Source organism: Actinomycetes bacterium, assembly GCA_035489715.1.
Classification (GTDB): Bacteria; Actinomycetota; Actinomycetes; order JACCUZ01; family JACCUZ01; genus DATHAP01.
Genome location: DATHAP010000108.1, coordinates 1 through 22,412, shown reverse-complemented (window position 1 = coordinate 22,412; position 22,412 = coordinate 1). Strand labels below are relative to the sequence as shown.

The 22,412-nt window shown below is 73.4% G+C and carries 19 protein-coding genes; 6 read left to right on the top strand and 13 right to left on the bottom strand.

From position 1 onward, the window contains the following. Nucleotides 1-40 precede the first annotated feature (40 nt). The 5 genes from topA to VK640_08590 form a co-directional block, all read right to left on the bottom strand. The gene (gene topA, locus VK640_08610; GenBank protein ID HTE73246.1) at nucleotides 41-2,779 is read right to left on the bottom strand and encodes a type I DNA topoisomerase; all 2,739 of its coding nucleotides are present in this window, start codon (nucleotides 2,777-2,779) and stop codon (nucleotides 41-43) included. A 56-nt stretch (nucleotides 2,780-2,835) separates the two neighbouring features. Further along, complete coding sequence (locus tag VK640_08605) at nucleotides 2,836-4,446, bottom strand: methyltransferase (GenBank protein HTE73245.1); 1,611 nt, start codon at nucleotides 4,444-4,446, stop codon at nucleotides 2,836-2,838. Beyond that, nucleotides 4,370-6,709, bottom strand: a complete 2,340-nt coding sequence (locus tag VK640_08600) for a sodium-translocating pyrophosphatase (protein ID HTE73244.1) — start codon at nucleotides 6,707-6,709, stop codon at nucleotides 4,370-4,372. The genes VK640_08605 and VK640_08600 overlap by 77 nt, the downstream gene beginning before the upstream one ends. Nucleotides 6,710-6,921: 212 nt before the next feature. After that, nucleotides 6,922-7,380, bottom strand: a complete 459-nt coding sequence (locus VK640_08595) for an ATP-binding protein (GenBank protein HTE73243.1) — start codon at nucleotides 7,378-7,380, stop codon at nucleotides 6,922-6,924. Nucleotides 7,381-7,415: 35 nt separating this feature from the next. Beyond that, nucleotides 7,416-7,757 carry an STAS domain-containing protein gene (locus tag VK640_08590; GenBank protein ID HTE73242.1) on the bottom strand — a complete coding sequence of 114 codons (342 nt, stop codon included), beginning with the start codon at nucleotides 7,755-7,757 and terminating at the stop codon, nucleotides 7,416-7,418. A gap of 215 nt (nucleotides 7,758-7,972) precedes the next feature. Between VK640_08590 and VK640_08585 the strand changes: the two genes are divergently transcribed. Then, nucleotides 7,973-10,240, top strand: a complete 2,268-nt coding sequence (locus VK640_08585) for a DEAD/DEAH box helicase (protein ID HTE73241.1) — start codon at nucleotides 7,973-7,975, stop codon at nucleotides 10,238-10,240. A gap of 46 nt (nucleotides 10,241-10,286) precedes the next feature. Then, on the top strand, nucleotides 10,287-10,925 hold the full coding sequence (locus tag VK640_08580; GenBank protein HTE73240.1) for a hypothetical protein: 639 nt from the start codon (nucleotides 10,287-10,289) through the stop codon (nucleotides 10,923-10,925). 19 nt (nucleotides 10,926-10,944) lie between these two features. Here the strand turns inward: VK640_08580 and VK640_08575 are convergent, their stop codons facing one another. The 7 genes from VK640_08575 to ssd all read right to left on the bottom strand — a co-directional run bounded on the left by VK640_08575 (nucleotide 10,945) and on the right by ssd (nucleotide 16,093). Beyond that, nucleotides 10,945-11,391, bottom strand: a complete 447-nt coding sequence (locus VK640_08575; protein HTE73239.1) for an Rv3654c family TadE-like protein — start codon at nucleotides 11,389-11,391, stop codon at nucleotides 10,945-10,947. Next, nucleotides 11,388-11,783, bottom strand: coding sequence for a TadE family type IV pilus minor pilin (locus VK640_08570; protein ID HTE73238.1), 396 nt, complete (start codon nucleotides 11,781-11,783; stop codon nucleotides 11,388-11,390). Before VK640_08570 ends, VK640_08575 begins: the two co-directional genes overlap by 4 nt. 2 nt (nucleotides 11,784-11,785) lie before the next feature. Then, on the bottom strand, nucleotides 11,786-11,968 hold the full coding sequence (locus VK640_08565) for a DUF4244 domain-containing protein (GenBank protein ID HTE73237.1): 183 nt from the start codon (nucleotides 11,966-11,968) through the stop codon (nucleotides 11,786-11,788). 265 nt (nucleotides 11,969-12,233) lie between these two features. After that, nucleotides 12,234-12,983 (bottom strand): type II secretion system F family protein, encoded by a 750-nt coding sequence (locus VK640_08560; protein HTE73236.1) that lies wholly within the window; start codon nucleotides 12,981-12,983, stop codon nucleotides 12,234-12,236. 10 nt (nucleotides 12,984-12,993) lie between these two features. Further along, nucleotides 12,994-13,551 carry a hypothetical protein gene (locus tag VK640_08555; protein ID HTE73235.1) on the bottom strand — a complete coding sequence of 186 codons (558 nt, stop codon included), beginning with the start codon at nucleotides 13,549-13,551 and terminating at the stop codon, nucleotides 12,994-12,996. 245 nt (nucleotides 13,552-13,796) lie between these two features. Continuing rightward, nucleotides 13,797-14,969, bottom strand: coding sequence for a TadA family conjugal transfer-associated ATPase (locus tag VK640_08550; GenBank protein ID HTE73234.1), 1,173 nt, complete (start codon nucleotides 14,967-14,969; stop codon nucleotides 13,797-13,799). Between the two features lie 32 nt (nucleotides 14,970-15,001). Further along, nucleotides 15,002-16,093 (bottom strand): septum site-determining protein Ssd, encoded by a 1,092-nt coding sequence (gene ssd / locus VK640_08545; protein ID HTE73233.1) that lies wholly within the window; start codon nucleotides 16,091-16,093, stop codon nucleotides 15,002-15,004. A gap of 382 nt (nucleotides 16,094-16,475) precedes the next feature. Here ssd and VK640_08540 point away from each other — a divergent pair, with 382 nt between their 5' ends. Next, nucleotides 16,476-17,333 (top strand): HAD family hydrolase, encoded by an 858-nt coding sequence (locus VK640_08540; protein ID HTE73232.1) that lies wholly within the window; start codon nucleotides 16,476-16,478, stop codon nucleotides 17,331-17,333. Between the two features lie 264 nt (nucleotides 17,334-17,597). Here the strand turns inward: VK640_08540 and VK640_08535 are convergent, their stop codons facing one another. Next, a complete protein-coding gene (locus VK640_08535; GenBank protein ID HTE73231.1) occupies nucleotides 17,598-18,374 on the bottom strand; it encodes an oxidoreductase in 777 nt (258 codons plus the stop codon). Nucleotides 18,375-18,647: 273 nt separating this feature from the next. Here VK640_08535 and VK640_08530 point away from each other — a divergent pair, with 273 nt between their 5' ends. From VK640_08530 to acs, 3 genes are all read left to right on the top strand, one after another. Then, nucleotides 18,648-18,941, top strand: coding sequence for a DUF485 domain-containing protein (locus VK640_08530; GenBank protein ID HTE73230.1), 294 nt, complete (start codon nucleotides 18,648-18,650; stop codon nucleotides 18,939-18,941). Next, entirely contained in the window at nucleotides 18,938-20,644 is a 1,707-nt protein-coding gene (locus tag VK640_08525) for a cation acetate symporter (protein HTE73229.1), read from the top strand. Before VK640_08530 ends, VK640_08525 begins: the two co-directional genes overlap by 4 nt. A gap of 120 nt (nucleotides 20,645-20,764) precedes the next feature. After that, nucleotides 20,765-22,412, top strand: a 1,648-nt coding sequence (gene acs / locus VK640_08520) for an acetate--CoA ligase (GenBank protein ID HTE73228.1), incomplete at its 3' end; no start/stop codon positions are given.

Genomic DNA, 22,412 nt, shown 5'->3' with positions numbered 1-22,412 from the left:
CAGGCCGATCCGGGCGTCCGCGGGCCCCCGTCGGCGGCCCTCACTTCTCGGTCGCGGCCTTCTTGGCCGTCTTCTTCGCGGTCGACTTCTTGGCCGTCTTCTGGGCTGCGCGCTTCTTCGGCGCCGGCCCCTTGGCGCGCTTCTCGGCCAGCAGCTCCGCCGCCCGCTCGATCGTCACGCTCTCGACCGAGTCCGCCTTGCGCAGGGTGGCGTTGGTCTCACCGTCGGTGACGTACGCCCCGAAGCGACCCTCCTTGACCACCACCGGGTTGCCTGACGTCGGGTCGGGACCCAGCTCGCGCAGCGGCGGCGCGGCGGTCCGGCGGCCGCGCTGCTTGGGCTGGGCGTAGATCGCCAGCGCCTGCTCGAGCGTGATGTCGAACATCTGCTCCTCGGTCTCCAGCGACCGGGAGTCGGTGCCCTTCTTCAGGTACGGCCCGTAGCGGCCGTTCTGCGCGGTGACCTCGGCGCCGTCCGACGGGTCGACGCCGACGACGCGCGGCAGCGACAGCAGCCGCAGCGCGTCGTCGAGGGTGACGGTGTCCAGCGACATCGTCGACAGCAGCGACCCGGTTCGTGGCTTGGCGCTCTTGGGTGCCTCGTCGGGCAGCACCTCCGTGACGTACGGTCCGTAGCGCCCGGCCTTCGCCACGACGGGCAGGCCGCTCGACGGGTCCGTGCCCAGCTCACGGTCACCGCTCGGCGCGGCCAGCAGCTCCTCGGCCTTCTCGACCGTCAGCTCGTCGGGCGCCATGTCCTCCGGTACCGACGCCCGCTCGGACGACTCCTCCCCGTCCGGGCCGCGCTGGACGTACGGCCCGTAGCGGCCGACCCGCAGCACGATGTCGTTGCCGATCGGGATCGAGTTGACCTCGCGCGCGTCGATGTCGCCGAAGCCCTGCACCAGCTCGTGCAGGCCCGGGTCGTCGTCGCCGCCGGCCAGCGTCGCGCCGCCATCGGCCTGCTGCCCGAAGTAGAACCGGCGCAGCCAGGCGACCCGGTTCATGTCACCGCTGGCGATCCGGTCGAGGTCCTCCTCCATCTCGGCGGTGAAGTCGTAGTCCACCAGCGACCCGAAGTGCTTCTCCAGCAGGCCGATCGTGGCGAACGCCAGCCACGACGGGACCAGTGCGGAGCCGCGCTTGAAGACGTAGCCGCGGTCGATGATGGTGCCGAGGATCGAGGCGTACGTCGACGGGCGACCGATGCCGCGCTCCTCCAAGGCTCGCACCAGGGTCGGCTCGGTGTAGCGGGCCGGGGGCGAGGTCGCGTGGCCGTCCGGCTCCAGCGACAGCACGTCGAGGGCGTCGCCCTGGCGCAGCTGCGGCAGCCGCCGCTCGCGATCGTCGTCGTCCTCGCGACGGTCGTCGTCGCGTCCCTCCTCGTAGGCGGCGAGGAAGCCACGGAAGGTGATGACGGTGCCGCTGGTAGAGAACTCGGCGTCCCGGCCGTCCTCGGTCGTCGCGCCGAGCCGCACGGTGACGGTCTGGCCGCGGGCGTCAGCCATCTGCGAGGCGACGGTGCGCTTCCATATCAGGTCATAGAGGGCGAGCTCGTCGCGGCTGAGCTCGCCGGCCAGCTGTCCGGGCGTACGGAACGAGTCACCGGACGGCCGGATCGCCTCGTGCGCCTCCTGCGCGTTCTTGACCTTGCGCTCGTAGCGGCGTGGCACGTCCGGGACGTACTCCGGGCCGTAGATGTCTCGGGCCTGGGACCGCGCGGCGTTCAGCGCCGACTCCGACAGCGTCGTCGAGTCGGTGCGCATGTAGGTGATGTGGCCGTTCTCGTAGAGCCGCTGCGCGAGCCGCATCGCGGTCTGCGCCGAGAGCCGCAGCTTGCGGCTGGCCTCCTGCTGCAGCGTCGAGGTCATGAACGGCGCGGCCGGGCGGCGACTGTACGGCTTGTCCTCGACCGAGCGTACCGCGAAGTCGCGACCGTCGAGGGCGGTGGCGAGGGAGCGCGCGTCGCCCTCGTCGAGGTGCACGCCCTCGAAGCGCGCCACCGGGCGGCCGTCGCTGCCGAAGTCGCGGCCGGTCGCGACCCGGCGGCCGTCGACCTGCACCAGCCGCGCGTCGAAGCGGCCGGCGCCGGTCGCTTCGTCGCCCCCGGACTTCTGCAGCGTCGCGGCGATGTCCCAGTAGGACGCGGACCGGAAGGCGATGCGCTCGCGCTCCCGCTCGACGACCAGCCGGGTGGCGACCGACTGGACCCGGCCGGCCGAAAGCCCCTGTCGGACCTTGCGCCACAGGACGGGTGACACCTCGTAGCCGTAGAGCCGGTCGAGGATCCGCCGGGTCTCCTGGGCGTCGACCAGGCTCTGGTCGAGGTCGCGGGTCCGCTCGACGGCTTGGCGGATCGCGTCGCGGGTGATCTCGTGGAAGACCATGCGGCGGACCGGCACCTTGGGCTCCAGCACCTGCAGCAGGTGCCACGCGATGGCCTCGCCCTCGCGGTCCTCGTCGGTCGCGAGGAAGAGCTCGTCGGCGTCCTTGAGGGCCCGCTTGAGCTCCGCGACCTTCTTCTTCTTGTCTGCGTCGACGACGTAGAAGGGCTCGAAGTCGGAGTCGACGTCGACCGCGAACTTGCCGAAGCGGCCCTTCTTCTCCGACGCGGGCAGCTCCGAGGGCGTCGGCAGGTCACGGATGTGGCCGACGCTCGCCTCGACCTCGAAGCCCGCACCGAGGTAGCCCTTGATGGTCTTGGCCTTGGCCGGCGACTCGACGATGACCAGCCGGCGGGTGCCCGGCTGGTTCGTGCTGTCCTGCTCTGTCGCCGCCACGTGCCTCTCTTCTCCTTGTCGGATGGGTCGTGCGGGCCCCAGGATGCCAACCTCTGTCAAACCGGCGGCTCCAGCACCCCCACATCGACCAGGTGACGCACCTCGTCGAGAAGCCCGTCCGGAACCCCACCCAGGACCTCGCGCACGGCCGCGACCAGTGTGCCCACAGGAAGCTGCCCGTCGCAGGCACCGGCCAGCGCGGCTGTGGCCGTGTCGGCCTCGACGGCCCGGCGCAGACCGAGCTGCTGCCGCAGCACCAGGTGCGCGGGATCATCGGCGCCGGGCGCCCCGCGCTGCTCCTGCACGACGTCGTCCGCGAGCACCAGCACCGCCCGCGACAACGCATGGTCGTCGCGGTGCGCGGCCAGCCAGCGCTGCCGCGCGAACCACGCATCAAGGTGGGGGCCGAGCGGCTGCTGCACCGGGTGCGGCCAGTCGAGCGTCGTCACCCGAGGCGCGTCTCCGGTCCGCCGGACCGACACGACGCCGAAGCCGATGCCCTGCACTCCGGCGTCCTCGAGCGCGCCCAGCCAGGCGTCGTAGTGCGGTCGGTACGTCGTCGAGCCCTCTTCTCCGGCGTCGCGCAGCCAGGTGGCGACGTACTCCGCCGGGTCCAGGACCTCACGCTGCACGACGAGCGCGTCCACGCCGTGCGCGGGCAGCCACCCGGCGACCCGCTCCTCCCACGACTCGCCGCCGGCGAGGTGCACCCAGTTCGCGAGCATCTGGAACGTCCCACCGTGGCGCAGCAGCTCCGGTGCCGACGCTGAGAGCCGCGCGCCGAGGCCGTCCAGGTCCAGGCCGGCGTCGCGGTAGGTGTGCCGCGCGGCGCCGGCCGGTGCGCCGACGACGAACGGCGGGTTGCACACGACCAGGTCGAAGCTCTCGCCCTCGACCGGTTGCAGCAGGTCACCCGGCCGGAGGTCGAGACGTACGTCCGACAGCCCGGCCGTCATCGCGGCGAGACGCAGCGCCCTGGCGGACACGTCCGTCGCCACGACCGCGCGGCTGTGCCGCGACGCGTGCAGCGCCTGCACACCGCAGCCGGTGCCGATGTCCAGGGTCCGGTCGACGTCACGCCGCACCGTCACCTGCGCGAGGGTCGCCGACGCGCCACCGACACCGAGGACGTGCTCCGGGTCGAGCCGCCGGTGCCGGCCGTCCAGCCCGGTGCCGAGGTCGGACACCACCCACCAGGCCGGCCCCTCCGGCTCCCCGCTGTGCCCGACGACGGCTTCGCCGCGGTGCCCGACGACGGCTTCGCCGCCGTGCCCGACGACGGCTTCGCCGCTGTGCCCGACGACGGCTTCGCCGTACGGACGGACGTCGAGCACCGCGCGGACCTCGCCGGTGGACTGCTCGACCAGGCCTGCGGCCAGGAGCGCGGCGACCGGAAGGCCGGTCGTCCGGGCGTCGACCGGGTCTTGCAGCAGGAAGAGCCGGACCAGGGCGTCGAGCGGGTCGCCGCCGCACGTACGCCGCCGGGCCGGGACGGTCTCGTGCCGCTGCAGGGCCGCCGTGGCCTCCGGCCCGAGCCGGTCGGCGACCCCGTCGACGGTGTAGCCCGCCGCCCGGAACGCCTCCCGCAGCTCAGACCTGGGGGACGCCGGCTTCTTCCTTCTCCTCTGCGACCGCGATGCTCTTGCGCTTGGAGAAGACGACCGCACCGACGATGACCCCGACCGCAAGGAGCGCGATCAGCACCCGCAGCGCGGTGTTCTCGTCCTCGCCCAGCGACAGCGACACGACGGCCGGCGCGATGAGCAGCGACACCAGATTCATCACCTTGATGAGCGGGTTGATGGCCGGGCCCGCGGTGTCCTTGAACGGGTCGCCGACGGTGTCGCCGATGATCGTCGCCTCGTGGGCCGGCGACCCCTTGCCGCCGTTGGCGCCGTCCTCGACCATCTTCTTCGCGTTGTCCCAGGCACCACCGGAGTTCGCGAGCAGGATCGCCATCAGGGTGCCGGCGGCGATGGCGCCGGCGAGGTACGAGCCCAGGGCGCCCACGCCGAGGCCGAAGCCGACAGCGATGGGGGCGAGGACGGCCAGCAGGCCCGGGGTGGCGAGCTCGCGCAGCGAGTCGCGGGTGCAGATGTCGACGACCTTGCCGTACTCCGGCTTGCCGGTGCCCTCCATGATCCCCGGGATCTCGCGGAACTGGCGGCGCACCTCGAACACGATGGCGCCGGCGGCACGGGTCACGGCGTTGATAGCGAGCGAGGAGAACATGAAGACCACCGAGGCGCCGATGATCAGACCGACCAGGTTCTTCGGGTCCGACACGTTGAGCACGCCGGTGTACTGCAGGTCGCGAACCGAGTTGCCGAGCTCCTCGCCGGTGTCGGCGACCGCGGTCTTGACCGAGTCGGTGAAGGAGCCGAAGAGTGCCGTCGCCGCGAGGACGGCGGTCGAGATCGCGATGCCCTTGGTGATCGCCTTTGTGGTGTTGCCCACCGCGTCGAGGTCCGTCAGAACGCGAGCACCGGCCTCGTCGATGTCACCGGACATCTCGGCGATGCCCTGCGCGTTGTCCGAGATCGGGCCGAACGTGTCCATGGCGACGATGACGCCGACCGTGGTGAGGAGGCCGGTGCCGGCGAGGGCCACGCAGAACAGACCCAGGAGCACCGACCCGCCACCGAGCAGGTACGCCCCGAAGACGGCCGAGCCGATCAGCAGCGCGGTGTAGACGGCCGACTCGAGGCCGACGGTGAAGCCGGACAGGATGACCGTGGCGGGGCCGGTGAGGGACGTGCGCACGATGTCCTGCACGGGGCGCCGGGCACTCTCCGTGAAGTAGCCGGTCAGCAGCTGGATCACCGAGGCGAGCGCGATGCCGATGACGACCGCGCCGATGGCGAGCAGCCGCGGGTCGCGGTCGCCGGCCTCGGCGACGATGCCGGGCTCGATGCTCGACAGGTCCGAGAGCGCGGACGGCAGGTAGACGAACGCCGCGATCGCGCAGAGGACGGCCGAGATGGCGGCAGAGGTGAAGAACGCCCGGTTGATGGCCTGCATGCCGCTCTTGTCCGTGGGGCGCAGCCGGGTGATGAAGACACCGATGATGGCGGTGACGACCCCGATGGCCGGGACGATGAGCGGGAAGACCAGGCCCTCCTCGCCGAAGGCGGCACGGCCCAGGATGAGCGCGGCGACCAGCATGACGGCGTACGACTCGAAGAGGTCCGCGGCCATGCCGGCGCAGTCACCCACGTTGTCGCCGACGTTGTCGGCGATGGTCGCGGCGTTGCGCGGGTCGTCCTCGGGGATGTTCTGCTCGACCTTGCCGACGAGGTCGGCGCCGACGTCGGCGGCCTTGGTGAAGATGCCGCCGCCGACCCGGATGAACATCGCGAGCAGCGCGGCACCGAAGCCGAAGCCCTCGAGGACGGTCGGGGCGTCGCCCTTGTAGATCAGGACCACGGTTGCGGCACCCAGCAGGCCGAGGCCGACCGTGAGGAAGCCGACGACACCGCCGGTGCGGAAGGCGATCTGCATCGCGGTGGCCGCACCGTTGTCTTCGCGCGCAGCAGCGGCCACCCGGACGTTGGCGCGCGTCGCGAGCCCCATGCCGGCGTACGCGATGAAGGCGGAGAACCCGGCACCCACGAGGAAGAAGACGCTGCGGCCGACGCGGATCGAGGCGGTGTCCGCCGGGAGCAGCGACAGGAGGATCAGGGCGAGGACGGCGAAGGCCGCCAGGGTGCGGAACTGGCGCGCGAGGAAGGCGGACGCGCCCTCCTGCACCGCCGCCGCGATGCTCTGCATGCGCTCGGTGCCCTGGCCGGCGGCCAGCACGCTGCTGCGCAGCGCCACCGCGAAGCCGAGAGCGATCAGTGCGATCACGCCCACGATGACGACGTAGGTGAGGTTGGCACCGGTCAGATCGAGCTGCTCGCCGTCCGCGGCAAGGGTGGGCCCCGACATATGTCCTCCTGTACGGGGGCACCGCCCACCCGGGAGGTGGATGGCGCCCGGCAACTGCGTGCGCGAGGGACGGATCCCTGGCCGACCCGGGGAGCCCTGCGACTGCGGCGGGGTGGCACTCGGCGCGGCCGGAGTCTACGCAGCCGCCAACAGGAACAACAAAACCGCCCCCGAGTGGTGACCCCCTGTCACACCACCGGGTGGCGGGGGTCTCAGACCTTGGTGGGCCAGGACATCCGCACGGTCATCCCCTGGGCGCCACCGGGTCCGCCCTGCTCGACGGTCACGTCGTCGACCAGGCCGGCGATGACTGCGAGCCCCACGCCGGGGGGCACCACGTCGTCCAGGTCGGCCGCGCCGCCGGACAGGTCGGTGAGGTCGGTGAGGTCGGCCAGGTCGCCCTCGTCGGTGCCGTCGTCGACCGGCGCCTCGTCGGCGACGACCACCCGGAACACCTCGGGGTCGTCGACCAGGGTGACGGTGACGGGACGGTCGGGGCAGAAGCGCCGGTGCAGGTGCACGGCCCGCGAGCAGGCCTCGCCCACGGCGAGGCGCACCTCGTCGAGGACCGCCTCGTCGACCCCCGAGCGGCGGGCCACCGCGGCGGCCACCAGCCGGGCCGTGCGCACGTGCGCCGGCAGGGCGCTGAAGCGGAGCTCGACGGTCGCCACGTCCACCTTCCTGGGTCGGGTCGTCAGGATCGGCGTCATTCGGCGGCGTTGACCGCCTCGTCCACCGAGGAGTGGATCGGGAAGACCTTGGTCAGGCCGGTGATCCGGAAGATCTTGAGGATGCGCTCCTGGGTGCAGACCAGGCGCAGCGAACCGTCGTGGGCGCGCACCCGCTTGAGCCCGCCGACCAGGACGCCGAGGCCGGTCGAGTCCAGGAAGTCGACCCGCTCCATGTCGACCACGAGGTGGTACTTGCCGTCCGCGACCAGGTCGACGAGCTGCTCGCGCAGGCGGGGTGCGGTGTAGACGTCGATCTCGCCGCCCACTTCGACGATGGTGCGGTCACCCTCGGTGCGGGTCGAGAGGGAGAGGTCCACGTGTCCTCCAGCAGGTGAGGCGGTCCATTGACTTGTCCGGAGCGTCGAACAGGTGTTCCCGGTCTTCCCCGTCGACCGGGTCGTAGTCAACCATCCTCGACTCGACTTCGCCCGCAGGGGAGCCCGTCGGTGGCCGGTGCGACGATGCGTCGGTGCCGCCGAGCTCCGCCCCTCCGGCCGCCGCCCGGTCGGGAGCCGACGAGCGGCTCGCGCGGCTGCTGGCTGCGCCGGGCCGCCGGGAGCGGGTCACCCACGTCGAGCGGGTGCCGGCCCGGCCCGGAGTCGTGGGCGGCTGGCCGGCATGGGCGCACGACGAGCTGGTCGCCGCGCTGGCCGGCTCCGGGGTGACCGCCCCGTGGTCGCACCAGGTCGAGGCCGCCGAGCTCGCCTGGGCCGGCCGCTCGACGGTCGTCGCCACCGGCACCGCGTCGGGCAAGTCGCTCTGCTACCTCCTGCCGGCCGTCACGGCCGCGCTCGACGGGGGCGGCACCACGCTCTACCTCTCCCCCACCAAGGCCCTGGCGGCCGACCAGCTCCGTGCCGTGACCGAGCTGCGCCTGCCGGAGCTCCGCGCGGCCGCCTATGACGGCGACACCGCCTCCGAGTCGCGGGACTGGGTGCGGCGGCATGCGACGTACGTCCTGACGAACCCGGACATGCTGCACCGCTCGGTGCTGCCCGGGCACCCCCGGTTCGCGCGCTTCCTGCGCGACCTGCGCTTCGTGGTCGTCGACGAGTGCCACCGCTACCGGGGAGTGTTCGGCTCGCACGTCGCGTCGGTCCTGCGGCGGCTGCAGCGGGTGTGCGCGCACTACGGCGCCGACCCCACGTTCGTCCTCGCCTCGGCCACGGTCTCGGAGCCGGAGGTGTCGGCCGGTCGGCTCACCGGGCGCGAGGTCGTCCCGGTGACCGTCGACGGCTCGCCCAGGGGCGAGCTGCTGTTCGCGCTGTGGGAGCCGCCGCTGACCGACCTGACCGGCGAGAACGAGGCGCCGGTACGTCGCAGCGCGGCCGCCGAGACCGCCGACCTGCTGACCGACCTGGTCCTCGACAGGGTGCGGACCGTGGCCTTCGTCCGCTCCCGCCGGGCGGCCGAGACGGTGTCGCTGACCGCGCGCCGGCTCCTCGACGAGGTCGAGCCCGAGCTGGCCGGTCGGGTCGCGGCATACCGCGCCGGCTACCTGCCGGAGGAGCGCCGGGCGCTCGAGGCCGACCTTCAGTCCGGCCGGCTGCTCGGCGTCGCGTCGACCACCGCGCTCGAGCTCGGCGTCGACGTGGCAGGGCTGGACGCGGTGCTGATGGCCGGCTTCCCGGGCACCCGGTCGTCGATGTGGCAGCAGGCCGGCCGGGCCGGGCGGGCCGGTCAGGAGGCGCTCGCGGTGATGGTCGCCCGCGACGACCCCCTCGACACCTACCTGACGCACCACCCGGAGACGCTGTTCGGCCGGCCGGTCGAGGCCACCGTGCTCGACCCGGACAACCCGCACGTCCTGGCACCGCACCTGTGCGCGGCCGCGGCGGAGCTGCCGCTGACCGACGACGACCTGACAGCGTTCGGCCCGCACGCCGCCGAGGTCGCCGCCGGCCTCGTGGGCCGCGGGCTGCTCCGACGCCGGGCCACCGGTCTGTTCTGGACCCGGCCCGAGCGGGCCAGCGACCTGGCCGACATCCGCGGCGTCGGCGGCCGGCCGGTCGGGCTGGTCGAGGAGGAGACCGGCCGCCTGCTCGGCACCGTCGACGGCGGCGCCGCGCACGCCACGGTCCACGCCGGAGCGGTCTACCTGCACCAGGGCGAGACCTACCTGGTGTCCTCGCTCGACCTCGACGACCAGGTCGCGATGATGAGCCGCGCCGACCCGGACTGGACGACGACCGCCCGAGACGTCACCGAGATCGACGTGGTCGAGACCACGACCAGCCGCGAGTGGGAGCACGTCACGCTCTCGCTGGGGACGGTGCAGGTGACCAACCAGGTCGTCTCGTACCTGCGCCGCCGGGTGGTCACCGGCGAGGTGCTGGGCGAGGAGCCGCTCGACCTGCCTCCCCGGCATCTCCGCACCCGCGCCGTCTGGTGGACCGTCGACGCCGACGGCCTGGGCCGGGCCGGCGTCGCGACCGCCGAGGTCCCCGGCGCCGCCCACGCGGCCGAGCACGCCTCGATCGGCCTGCTGCCGTTGTTCGCGACCTGCGACCGGTGGGACATCGGCGGCGTCTCCACGGCGCACCACGCCGACACCGGCCGGATGACCGTCTTCGTCTACGACGGACACCCCGGGGGCGCCGGTTTCGCGGAGAGGGGCCACGCGGCGGCGCTCGACTGGCTGACTGCGACCCGGGACGCCATCGCGGCCTGCGAGTGCCTCGACGGCTGCCCGTCCTGCGTCCAGTCGCCCAAGTGCGGCAACGGCAACGACCCCCTCGACAAGGCCGGCGCGGTGCGGCTGCTCGACGTCGTGCTCGCCGGAGCGCCACGCGGGGCTTAGGACGCGGCCTGCCGGGGCAGAGGTCCTCCAGCGAAAGGAGTCCGCCATGCTCGTTCTGGGCCTGCTGCTCATCCTCGGTGCCGCGGTGATCACCGCCGGGGCCTTCTTCGACGCCGGCGAGACCGCCACCGTCGAGATTCTCGGCCAGACCTTGACGACGACCGCCGCCGGCGTCTTCGTCATCGGTGCGCTGACCATGCTCGTCTTCCTGCTCGGGGTCTGGTGCCTGATGGCCGCCATGAGCCGGGGCCGCCGCAAGCGCCAGGAGCGCAAGGCTGCCCGGTCGGAGCACCGCGACTCGGTGCGCAGCCTCGAGGAGGAGCGCGAGTCGCTCCGCCTGGAGAACGAGCGGCTCGCCGACCAGCTCAACGCCCGCGAGCACGCCGGCGCCACCGCGGGGACCGCGGGCACCGCCGGGACGGCCGGCGCCGTGGGAGGCGCTGCCGCCCCCGACCGGGACCACGACGGCGTGGACGACCGCACCGAGCCCGGCCACCGCAGCTTCATGGACCGGGTCACCGGCCGCAACGACAACACCTCGACAGGCGCCTCGACGACCGGCTCGACCGACTCGACCGCCCCGACCGCGACCTCCGCCGACGACGGCTACCGGTCCGACCGGGTCATCGACCACGAGACCGACCTGCGCGAGCACGACTCGACCGGTCAGCACCGCCAGGTCTGAGCGCCGCACCGCCGGCGGACTACGGCCGCGGCACACCGGCCCGGGCACGCGCCCGGGCCGGTGGCACGTCCAGTCGGCCGAGGATGCCCGGTAGCGCGACCTCGACCACCAGGAGCACGGTGCTCCCCGCTGGCCGGCAGACGACCATCCGCGCCCGCCCGGCCGAAGTGACCCGGCCGGCGCTGCCGCAGGCGTCACCGCCTCGCACCAGCGCCTGCGCGCCGGCCAGCGCGGCGAGGTCCGCCGCAGCCTCGGCCCGCTGCCGGGCGACCAAGGCACCCGCGAGGCCGAGCGCACACGTCGCGGCCGACAGCACCACGGCCACCAAGGTCACCAGCAGCACCGACCCGGCGCCGGGGTCCCCACGGGACGCGCGTCCCTCACCCTGGGACGCGCGCCGCACAGCGACGAGCCGGCGCCTGTGGCGGCCCGAGAGCAGGCCGCCTCCGTTGCGGGGCCGGGTCACGGGTGGCCTTCGTCGGCGGCCACGACGTCGCCACCGACCCGGATCCCCGGGCCGAAGCGGCCGCCGAGCCGGGCGGTGGCGGTCACCGCGACCGCCACCAGCCCACCCGGCAGCCGTTCCACCGTCACCTCGGCCCCGGCGGGCGCCCTGGCGCTGGTCTCGGCCAGCACGGCGTCGACCGGCTCGCCGCGGCTGACGGCCCGGGCACCGGTGCGCGCCGCGTCCAGGCACCGCACGTGCACCACGACCGCCCCGACCATCGAGACGCACAGCGCGGTGAGCAGGGTCAGCGCGGGCAGCAGCACCGCCACCTCGGCGGTGACGAACCCGGCCGACCGGCGGCCCGGGGAATGCACCACGCCGCGCGCCCGGCGCGTGAACGCCCTGCGCACGGTCAGAACGCGATCGTGAGTGCACGCTCGACGATGTCCTTGAGCATCCGGACCACCGAATCGCTGGTGAGCAGCTTGAACAGCACCCCGGCGAAGCCGCACGCGGCGACCGTTCCCACGGCGTACTCCGCCGTCGTCATCCCGTCCTCGCCGCGTCCTGATCGTGCGTCGACCGCTCGTCGCACCACCCGGGTGCCTGTGCCCGGCGCTCCCGTCGCTCGCTGTGCCCGCACGTCGCTGCTCCTTCCAGCCCGGGTCACCGGCCCGTCCGGTGACGCTGTCGCCGGCTCGTCCGGCGTAGGTCAACGGTGTCGGCTGCGGCGCGGCGGACGAGGCGGGCGAGGCGGATCTGTGGACGAGCCGGCCATGGTCCCCCGCTGTGGACACGTGGACCTGGTCTGGCCTGATCGCAGGCGTCACCGCCGCCAGAGCTGACATGGGCTCGGTGCCTCACCGGAGGTCGCCGAGCACCGTGCCGGCCACACCGACGACGACCGGCAGCACCCCGACGACGACGAAGGCCGGCAGGAAGCAAGCGGCCAGCGGGCCGACGGCCCGGACCCCGGCCCGGCGGGCCGCCTCCTCCGCCGCCCACCGGGCGCGGTCGCGCTCGTCGGTGGCCAGCGCGGTCAATACGTCTGCCAGCGGCGCACCGCGCTCCGCTGCGCGCACCACTGCCCTCTCGAGGCGCCACCAGCCGTCCACCCGTTCGGATCCGCCACCAACCGGGGACCGGAGCCCGACGACGAGGTGGCGCAGCTGCCGCGCGGTCGACCCGTCGACAACCCGGGCGACCTCGGCCGCGGCGGCCGGCAGCGGCAGCCCGGCCTGCAGGCACGCCGCCAACAGGTCGGCGACCCGCGGCAGCTCAAGCGCGGACGCAGCGAGCCGACGGCGGCGTCCGGCGGACGCAACGACGCCGGGCGCGGCCAGGGCGGCCGTGGCGACCACCAGCATCGTGGCCCAGCCACCGTGCCCGGTGAACAGGGCCAGCCCGGCCGCAGCACCGCACGCTCGTGGCACCCACGTAGGCACCGCCACGTCCGACGGTGCGTCGGCCATGTCGCTCGGTCGATGCGGGACGGCGGCCGACCACTGACCGGTTGGCGTCCGTCGGACGCCGCCCAGTCGCAGCAGCCGGCGAGGGTCGGCGCGCGGCGTGTGCGGCAGCAGCAGCCCGGCGAGGGCTGCCAGGGTCACGGCCAGCTGGTCAGCCGGCACCGAAGCCCTCGCGGGACCGGCCGCGGCCGGGGTCGACGGACCGCACGATCACGCGCGTCCACAGCAGCCCCAGCCCGACGAGCACCCCGCCGAGGGCGAGACAGCCGGCCCCTGCGGCGGTCCCGAACAGGAACCCGAGCGGGTCCGCGCCCAGGCCGGCGCCCATCGCCACCCCGAGGACGGGCAGGGCGGCAAGCAGTCGGGCGGTGGCCCGCGGACCGGCGAGCTGGGCGGCGAGCTCGCGGCGGACGGCCGCCTCGCCGCGGTCGGCGTCGCGCAGCCGCTGCACCGGGCCGACCAGCGAGCACCCCGTTCGCTCAGCCAGCCGCCACAGCACCGCCAGGTCCGCGGCAGCAGCACCTCCAGGACACCGACCCAACCGCTCGAGCGCGCCCGGCAGATCGCCGGTCGGCGACCGTGCTGTCGCGGCCAGGTCGTCGAGCCCGGGCAGGTCGGCCGCCGCGTCGGCGAGCACCTCCCGTGGTGCCGCGCCGGTGACCAGGCCCGAGGAGAGGCCGGTGAGCACCTCCCCGAGCGAGGCCGTCAACTGGGTCCGGCTACGCCGCCCGGCTCGGCGGGCACGCCTCGGTCTCCGGAGACGCAGCGCGGTCTCTGCACCGCGTTCCCGCTCCGGAGGGCTGGTCAGCCGGCCCGGCCTGGTGCCCTCCCGCCCCGCGGGCCAGCCCGGCCCGGCAGGCCGGGTGCCCGCCCGTCCGGCGAGGCGGCTGAGGGCCGGTGCCGGACCGGTCAGGACCCAGGCGACGGCCGCGGCCAGCAGCACCGCCACCGACCTCACCGCTCCACCACGCGCTCCGGCCCCCCCAGCCGCTCGAGCCGCTCCACCAGCCGCTCCAGCCGGTCAGCCGCCGGGCCGGGCACCAGCCGACCGTCGTCGGTGACCGCGGCGCCGGGGGTGACCTCGACCAGGCCGTCCGGCCGCCGGGTCAGGCAGCCGATCTCGACCACTCGTCGCCGGCCGGTCCGGTCCCGCGAGAGGTGCACCACGGCGTCGAGCCCGGCCGCGAGCTGGCTGTGCACTGCGTCCCGGCCGAGGCCGGCGGCAAGCGCGAGCGCCTCGACCCGGGCCGGCACCGCGGCCGGCGCGTTGGCGTGCAGGGTGCCGCAGCCGCCCTCGTGCCCGGTGTTGAGCGCGGCGAGCAGCTCGACGACCTCCGCTCCGCGCACCTCTCCTACGACGAGCCGGTCCGGCCGCATCCGCAGCGCCTGGCGCACCAGGTCGCGCAGGTCCACCTCGCCCCGGCCTTCGACGTTGGGTGCCCTCGCCTCGAGCCGCACCACGTGCGGATGCGCCGGGCGCAGCTCGCCGCAGTCCTCGACGAGCACCACCCGCTCCCGAGGGTTCACCGTGGACAGCAGCGTGGAGAGCAGGGTCGTCTTGCCGGTGCCGGTGCCGCCGGTCACGAGGAAGGAACGGCGGGCGGCCACCAGCCGGGTGAGCAAGCCGGCCGAGGCGGCCGTGAGGGTCCCCCGCGCCACCAGGTCGTCCAGGCCGAACGCCCGACGGCGAGCGGTGCGGAGGCTGACCAACGTCCCGGCCGGCGAGACAGGTGGGATCACCGCGTGCAGCCGGGTGCCGTCGCGCAGCCGGGCGTCGACGGTCGGCGAGGCCTCGTCCAGCCGGCGCCCGGCCGACGCGGCGAGACGTTGGGCGAGCCGCCGGACCGCCTGCTCGTCGGCAAGCTCGACCGCCGCCGGCTCCAGGCCGTCACCGCGGTCCACCCACACCTCGCGCGGCCCGTTGACCAGCACGTCGCTCACGTCGGGGTCCGCCAGCAGCTCGTCGAGGGGTCCGGCGCCGGTCAGCTCTCCCCTGACGGCCCGGACGACCTCGAGGACCGCCGGGTCTGCCAGCAACGAGCCCTCGGCGCGGAGCAGGGCGGTGACCGTGGCCGGGGTCGCGGCTTGTCCGTCGAGCGCCAGCCGGTCGGCGACCCGGCCGACCAGCACCGGGTCGGGACCGACCGCCGCCTCGGTCGTCACGCCGCCACCCCGCTCGCAGGAGGCGGCGCCGTCGTCGGCTCGACAGCGGGAGCGGCGAGCCCGGCGACCAGCCGGCGGCACAACGTCGCGAGCTCGCCCCGACCTGACCCGCCGGGCACCCGGCCTCGCTCCACCTGCGACACCAGCCGCGGGTCGGGGCGCAGCCACCCGGCCAGCGGCAGGCCGAGCAGCCGCGAGACGTCCGGACCGGTGAGCCGCGATGGGGACGGACCGCGCACGACCAGCCGCACGTCGGTGACGAGCGGGGCGACGTCGGCGGCGACCCGCCCGGCGGCGGCCACCGCGCGGGTCTCGGCCGGCACCACCAGCAGAACGGTGTCGCAGTCGGCGAGGGCGGACGCGGTCGCCCCGGCCACCCGGCGGGGCAGGTCGAGGACCGTCACGGCGTACGTCCGGCGGACCGAGTCGAGCACCGAGCTGATGGCGGTGGCAGCCACCTCGACGCAGCGCGCGTCCCACGACAGCACGGACACGCCTCCTCGCGACGGGAGGGACCCGGCCAGCGCCGGACCGGACAGTGCACCGGACACCGTGGCCAGGTCCGACCAGCGCAGACCCGGCGCGTCCTCGAGGCCGAGCAGGAGGTCGGCGCCGCCGCCCACGGGGTCGAGGTCGACCAGCAAGGTGCGCGCCCGGGCCGCAGCGGTCACCGCAAGCGCGGCAGCCAGTGTCGAGGCGCCCGCGCCGCCCCGCCCCCCCACCACACCGACGCATCGGCCTCGACGCGCCCCGACGCTGACGGCCGACAGCCGGTCACACAGCCAGTCCTCCTCATCCGGCAGCGGGACGACGGCCCAGCCGGTCTCCCGGGCCAGGGCGTCGACCACCGGTCCAGGGCGCCGGCCAACCACCACCAGCACGTCGCGCCGGGCGACCGGGACCGGCTGGTCCGCGAGGTCCTCCCCGAGAAGGACCACTGGTGCGATCGGCCACCAGCCCAACGCCGACCCGAGGTCGGGGGCGACGACGAGCTCGACTCCGGCCCGCTCGGCCGCCCGGCGGACGGCGGCCAGCAGGTCGGCGTCGTCGCTGACGAGCAGCACGCTGTCGTCGGCAGTGACGGGCACACGGACCTCCAGATCGGATGGTCGGACGGTCCGACTGTGGAGGAGGCGCAGGCAGCAGAGCGCCCTACGAAGCCGATCTGTGGACGGCGCGAGCAGGGCGGCGACCTGTGGACGATCGCGGCCCCGGCGGGGAAGACCAGGACCGGCGGCAGTCCCGGAGCGTCGGCGGCCTCGCAGCCGCCTGGCCCCGGACGTGCGACGGCCCCCGCCGGGGGGGAGAGCGGGGGCCGTCTAGAACGCGGTTCCGGCCCGGGGGGGATGAGCCGAACCACGCTGCGTCTCACGAGGGGACGCGACGCCAGGATGTACCCGTGAGGCCGGATGTGCAAACAGCGCACCGCCGTAGGGGAAACAGATTTTGGGCTCCCTATGCTCTCCAGACGTGGCCCCGACCGTTCAGACCCGCAGCGCGGCCTTCTTCGACCTGGACAAGACGATCATCGCCAGGTCGAGCACGCTGGCGTTCAGCCGCTCCTTCTACCAGGGCGGACTGATCAACCGCCGGGCCGTGCTCCGGAGTGCTTATGCCCAGTTCGTCTACCTGGTGGGTGGTGCCGACCACGACCAGATGGAGCGGATGCGGGCGTACCTCTCGTCGATGTGCGCCGGCTGGGACGTCCAGCAGGTCAAGGACATCGTCTCCGAGACGCTGCACGAGCTGATCGACCCGATCATCTACGACGAGGCAGCGACGCTGATCGAGGAGCACCACCTGGCCGGGCGCGACGTGGTGATCGTCAGCTCGTCCGGCTCCGAGGTCGTGGCGCCGATCGGCGAGATGCTCGGCGCCGACCGGGTGGTCGCGACCCGGATGGTGGTGGAGGACGGCAAGTACACCGGCGACATCGACTTCTACGCCTACGCCGAGAACAAGGCGAGCGCCGTGCGCGAGCTCGCTGAGGCGGAGGGCTACGACCTCGCCGGGTCGTACGCCTACAGCGACTCGGCCACTGACCTGCCGATGCTCGAGGAGGTCGGCCACCCCTTCGCGGTCAACCCGGACCGGGCGCTGCGGAGGGAGGCCGTCGCGCGAGACTGGCCGGTGCTGGTCTTCACCAAGCCGGTCCGGCTGCGCGACCGGTTCAGCGGCGTCACGCTGCCACCGACCAGCGCCCTGGCCGCGGTCGCCGTGGGCGCCGGCGCGGCCACCGCGGGAGTCGTCTGGCTGGCCGCCCGCCGACGCGCCGCGGCCCAGCACGGCGTGTTGCGCGCGACGCGCCGGACCGGCCCGCGGCGCTAGGTAAAAGAGGCCCGGCTACCCTTCCCCGACCGCGCCGGTTGCGTTAGACAGAGGGCGAAGCACGGCAGCCGAGCACCCACGCGGCGACCTGCCCATGTACGGGCCGGCGAGCCAGGCTCGTCCTGGACTCCCGACGAATGGTGCACGCTTGGTAACCCGGACTGACGTGCCGGAGCGGCGTCCCCGACCTTGGTCGGCGGGCGCCGCTCACCTTCTGCCCTCGGTCCCGTCGTCGACGGTCCGCCACCGGTCGGGCGTACGTCGTCAGGCACCCCGCTGGATGGCCTCGCACACCGCGACCCCCTCGCGCGCGCCGAGCACGACGGCCTGCGCGCAATGCCGCACCCAGGCGGCGATCCCGTCCGCGCCGCCCTCGGCGTAGCCGCGCAGCGCGTCGAGGTAGGCCGACCGGCCGAGCTCGACGTGGCCGACCTCCGGCACCGAGACGGCCGTCGGGTCGAGCCCTCGGGTCACCAGGACCAGTCGGGCCGCACCGCGGGCGACGACCCCGGCCAGGTCGGCGAAGGCCCCCATCGTCGCGAGCTCGCCGTGGACCACCGCCGCCGAGACGAGCGCCGGTGCCGCCGTCGGAGCGGTCACCAGGTCACCGAGTGCGGAGAGCCGCCCGGCGGCGGCCGGGTCCGGCCGGCCGAGCGCCGAGGGGTCGGCCACCAGGTCCGCGGCGGCGAGGGCGTGCAGCCGCGCGACAACCTGCAGCGGTGCGCGCGACCAGGTGCCCTGCGCCGGCCCGAGCTCGGCGGCGACCCGCAGCGCCCCGCGCACCACCGGCCCGCCATCGGCGGGCAGGTGGCCGGACGCGGTCACGGTGCGGCGCAAGGCGTCCAGCGGCACGTCGGCGCCCTCGAGGGCGGCCGACGCACGAGCCCCGCGCAGGGCTGACTCGGAGGACACCTTCTCCGATGACCGCCGCAGCACCCGGTGCCCACGGAGGTCGTCGACCGCGGCCCGGGCCCGCTCGACCGCCTCCGTCACGCCGGGCAGCGCGGCCACGTGGGCGAGCGGGTCCGACGGCACGGTCACCGACCCTAGGTGTACCCGGCCTAGGGCGCGCCCGGGCCACGGGGGTCGTCCCTCGCTCGTGGACCGCTGATGTACCGCTTGCTGCTTCTTCGCACCGGTGTCGCAGACGATCCACCACGGTGCGACCGTTTGGGCCGTCGGGTTCTGGGGACATGGGCGATACGTCGAGAGTGACCTACGTCACATGGGCGCGCCCTGGCGTGCCCGCACTCGCTCCGCTCCCGAGGAGGACTGGTGAGCAACATTCAGCAGGACAGCGACCGATTGGTCGCGATGCAGAACAGCCCCGAGTTCGCCCGGTTGCGCAAGGCGTACCGCGGCTTCGCCTTCCCCATGACCGCGGTCTTCCTGAGCTGGTACCTGCTCTACGTGCTCGCGTCCGGGTGGGCGCGCGACTTCATGAGCACCGAGCTCTGGGGCAACATCAACGTCGCCTACGTCTTCGGGCTGCTGCAGTTCGTGTCGACGTTCCTCATCGCCTGGCTCTACGAGCGCCACATGGACAACAAGGTCGACCCGCTCGCGGCAGACATCCGCGCCGAGCTCGAGGGAGAGGCCGCCCGATGAGCGCGAACGTCTTCGCCGCAACCGACGTCTCCGGCGGTCAGCAGGCCCTCACGACGATCCTGTTCCTCAGCTTCGTCGCCATCACGCTGTTCATCACCCTGCGGGCGTCCCGCGCCACCAGGACCGCAGCGGACTTCTACGCCGGCGGCCGGTCGTTCTCCGGCCTGCAGAACGGCGTGGCGATCGGCGGCGACTACATGTCGGCTGCGTCGTTCCTCGGCATCGCCGGCATCATCGCCCTCTACGGCTACGACGGCTTCCTCTACTCGATCGGCTTCCTGGTCGCGTGGCTGGTCGCGCTGCTTCTCGTGGCCGAGCTGATGCGCAACTCCGGCAAGTACACGATGGGTGACGTCCTCGCCTTCCGGATGCGCCAGCGGCCGGTCCGTGCGGCGGCCGGGGTCTCGACGATCGTGGTGTCGATCTTCTACCTGCTCGCGCAGATGGTTGGCGCGGGCGCGCTCGTGTCCCTGCTGCTCGGCGTCTCGTCCGACACCGCGAAGAACCTGACGATCGTCTCCGTCGGCGCGCTGATGATCTTCTACGTCACGGTCGGCGGCATGAAGGGCACGACCTACATCCAGATCATCAAGGCGCTGCTGCTGATGACCGGCGCCACGGTCCTGACCCTGATGGTGATGTTCAAGTTCGGCTGGAACGTCAGCGACCTGCTCGGCACCGCGGCGGAGAAGAGCACCGACCCCGAAGGCTTCCTCGAGCCCGGCCTGCGCTACGGCAAGGACATCACGGATGCAGCCGGGAACCTGGACGAGAAGGCCACGCTCTACAGCAAGCTCGACCTGGTCAGCCTCGGTCTGGCGCTGGTGCTGGGCACGGCCGGCCTACCGCACATCCTGATCCGCTTCTACACGGTCCCGACGGCTCGCGCCGCCCGCAAGTCCGTGGTGTGGGGCATCTGGATCATCGGCTCGTTCTACCTGATGACGCTGGCTCTGGGGTTCGGTGCTGCGGCGCTGGTCGGGCCGAAGGCGATCATCGACCAGGACCCCGCGGGCAACACGGCGGCTCCCCAGCTGGCCCGGGTGATCGGCGAGGACTACTTCGGGACCACGGGCGGCACGATCATGCTGGCGTTCATCGCCTCGGTGGCGTTCGCGACGATCCTTGCGGTGGTCGCCGGGCTCACCCTCGCGTCGTCGTCGTCGGTGGCGCACGACATCTACGCCAACTACGTGCACCGCGGCGAGGCGCCCGAGGGCACGGAGGTCAAGGTCGCCCGGATCGCCGCCTTCGTCATCGGCGGGGTCGCGATCGTGCTGTCCATCTACGCGCAGAAGCTCAACGTCGCCTTCCTGGTGGCGCTGGCCTTCGCGGTGGCGGCCTCGGCCAACCTCCCGGCGATCCTCTACTCGCTGTTCTGGAAGCGGTTCAACACCTCCGGCGCGGTGTGGGCCATCTACGGCGGCCTGATCTCCGCCGTCGGGCTGGTCATCTTCTCGCCGGTCGTGTCGGGCAAGCCACCCGTCCCGCCCAGCACCGAGAGCCCGTCGCTGGTGACCGACCCGAGCATCGACTTCAGCTGGTTCCCGCTGGACAACCCGGGCCTGGTGTCGATCCCGCTGGGCTTCTTCTTCGGCTGGCTGGGCACCGTCCTCAGCAAGGAGCACAACGAGTACAAGGCGGCCGAGCTCGAGGTCCGGTCGCTGACCGGCGTCGGCATGGAGAAGGCGTCCGTGCACTGAGCCGCGTCGAGCGGGTGGCGCGTCGCGGCTGCCGGGAGCTCCCCGGCAGCCGCTTCGCGCCACTCGCGGAGGTGTAGACAGAGAATTGTCGACCGCACGCACGACCATCGAGGAGCACCCGTGAGCAGCGAAGCCCTCTCGAACCTCCTGCACGAGGAGCGCACCTTCCCGCCGAGCGACGAGTTCGCGAAGGACGCCGTCGCCACCGCCGACCTCTACGACGAGGCCGCGAAGGACCGGCTCGCGTTCTGGGAGGCGCAGGCCGAGCGGCTCGACTGGTCGACCAAGTGGGGCGAGGTCCTCGACTGGCAGCCGCCCTTCGCCAAGTGGTTCGTCGGCGGGGAGCTCAACGTCGCGCACAACTGCGTCGACCGGCACGTCGAGGCCGGCCGGGGCGACAAGGTCGCGCTGCACTGGGAGGGCGAGCCGGGCGACAGCCGAACCATCACCTTCGCCGAGCTCAAGGACGAGGTCTGCAAGGCGGCCAACGCCCTGACCGGGCTCGGCGTCGCCAAGGGAGACCGGGTCGCCATCTACCTGCCGATGATCCCCGAGGCGGTCGTCGCGATGCTGGCCTGCGCACGCATCGGCGCCCCCCACTCGGTGGTCTTCGGCGGCTTCTCGGCGACCGCACTGCAGTCGCGCATCGACGACGCGAGCGCCAAGCTGGTCATCACGGCCGACGGTGGCTACCGGCGGGGCAACCCGTCGGCGCTCAAGCCGGCTGTCGACGAGGCGCTGGAGCTCTCGCAGAGCAAGTCGGTCGAGCACGTGCTGGTCGTCCGCCGCACCGGGCAGGACGTCGCGTGGACAGAGGGCCGCGACGTCTGGTGGCAGGACACCGTCGAGGCCGCGAGCAGCGAGCACGAGGCGCCGGCCCATGACAGCGAGCACCCGCTGTACATCCTCTACACGTCGGGCACGACCGGGAAGCCCAAGGGCATCCTGCACACCTCGGGCGGCTACCTCACCCAGTGCGCCTACACGTTCGCCAACGTCTTCGACCACAAGCCCGACTCCGACGTCTACTGGTGCACCGCCGACATCGGCTGGGTCACCGGGCACAGCTACATCGTCTACGGGCCGCTGGCCAACGGTGCCAGCCAGGTGCTCTACGAGGGCACGCCGGACACCCCGCACAAGGGCAGGTTCTGGGAGATCGTCGCCAAGTACGGCGTCACGCTGCTCTACACGGCGCCCACGGCGATCCGCACCTTCATGAAGTGGGGCGAGGAGATCCCCGCCGAGCACGACCTGTCGTCGCTGCGGCTGCTCGGCTCGGTCGGCGAGCCGATCAACCCGGAGGCCTGGATCTGGTACCGCCGGGTCATCGGCGGCGACCGCACCCCGATCGTCGACACCTGGTGGCAGACCGAGACCGGCGCCATCATGATCAGCCCGCTGCCCGGCGTCACGGCGACCAAGCCGGGCTCGGCGATGACCCCGCTGCCCGGCGTCAGCGCCGACGTCGTCGACGACCAGGCGCAGCCGGTGCCCAACGGCGGGGGCGGCTACCTCGTGCTGACGGAGCCGTGGCCGGCGATGCTGCGCGGCATCTGGGGCGACGACGACCGCTACCGGGACACCTACTGGTCCCGGTTCGCGGACCTGTACTTCGCCGGCGACGGCGCCAAGAAGGACGAGGAGGGCCACATCTGGCTGCTCGGCCGGGTCGACGACGTGATGCTGGTGTCCGGCCACAACATCTCCACCACCGAGGTCGAGTCGGCTCTGGTCTCGCACCCGAAGGTGGCGGAGGCGGCGGTCG